Annotated in this window: 2 protein-coding genes; both read left to right on the forward strand. The window is 53.3% G+C overall.

The window, feature by feature from the left end; all coding sequences use genetic code 11:
• Positions 1-1179, forward strand: a 1179-nt coding sequence (locus BUA60_RS22690) for a Tm-1-like ATP-binding domain-containing protein (RefSeq protein WP_072865853.1), incomplete at its 5' end; no start/stop codon positions are given.
• 43 nt (positions 1180-1222) lie between these two features.
• Positions 1223-1434: phosphoenolpyruvate hydrolase family protein (locus BUA60_RS22695; RefSeq protein WP_143153271.1), on the forward strand; the 212-nt coding region annotated here is incomplete at its 3' end.

Here is a 1434-nt window from a genome sequence, read left to right on the forward strand (position 1 = left end):
GATACCAAGGGGGAGGATTTCTCCTATCTCCTAAAAAGTCTCAAGGCGCTGGGCCAACAGGTGATCACCATAAACACGGGGGTCATGGAGACTTCCGTTGATTTCCCCATCGATGTGGACCAGGACGCCGTGGCGAAAGCCTCGGGCACGAGCTTGGAGGCTATCCGAAAATCCAATGATCGGGGCAGGGCGGTAGAGCTGATGGGAAAAGGTGCCGCTTCCATCCTAGCGGACCTTGTTGTCAAGGACAAAATAAATGGTGTCATCGGCATGGGCGGTGGCGGTGGAACCTATATCATCCTGGAGGCCATGCAGGCGGTGCCATTGGGCATCCCCAAATTCTGCCTTAGCACGGTAGTGGCCAAGGACCTCTCTAGACAGATCGGGGTCAAGGATATTACCCTGATGTCGTCGGTAGTGGACGTGGCCGGCCTCAACAGTATCAGCAGGCTGTTGATACGGCAGGCGGCATCAGCGATCACTGCCATGTCCGATACCAAGGTAGACGCCACGGAGGAGACCCAAAGGAGCATCGCCATCAGTATGTTCGGGAACACCACAAAGTGCGTGGACAAATGTACCGAACTTTTAAGGGCCAAGGGCTACGAGGTCATGGCCTTCCATGCCACCGGAGTGGGCGGGTCTACCATGGAATCACTGATTCGTGAAGGGGTCTTTGATGCGGTGCTGGACGTTACCACCACCGAACTGGCCGATGAACTTTGCGGGGGTATTTTAAGTGCCGGCCCTGACCGATTGACGGCAGCTACGGAAATGGGGGTCCCCCAGATCGTGGTACCCGGCTGCCTGGACATGGTAAATTTTGCACAAATGGACACCCTTCCGCAACAGTACAGGTCGCGACAGCTCTACAGTTGGGCACCGGACGTGACCCTAATGCGGACCAATGTAACCGAGAACGAAACCCTGGGAAAACAGTTGGTGGACAAGCTAAAGGGGGCCAAGGCCCCTGTAGAGATCCTCCTGCCGCTAAAGGGCATATCGCAGATCGACAGCGAAGGGGATATTTTCTATGATCCCGAAGCGGATTCGGCCCTTTTTGGGGCCATTAGGGAAAGCGCCGATGGACATGTGCCCGTTAGGGAAGTGGACGCCCATATCAACGACGCTGCCTTTGCCGAGGCCTTGGTGGAGCGTTTAATGAAGATTTTGAAATAAAGAGAAATACATAAAGAACTAAGACCAAAAAAAATAAAACAAAATGCCAAATAAATGGACTGGGAAGGGTAACCCATATACCCGAGAAGAAGTTAGACAACGTTTACAAAAGACCTTGGCCCAAAAGAAGGCCATCATAGGGGCAGGGGCAGGAACAGGGATAAGTGCCAAATTCATAGAAAAGGGGGGTGCCGATTTTCTGATCATATACAACTCCGGACGATTTAGAATGTCCGGCCATGGCTCCACTGCCGG

The sequence above is a fragment of the Arenibacter palladensis genome, from assembly GCF_900129275.1.
Taxonomy (GTDB): domain Bacteria; phylum Bacteroidota; class Bacteroidia; order Flavobacteriales; family Flavobacteriaceae; genus Arenibacter; species Arenibacter palladensis.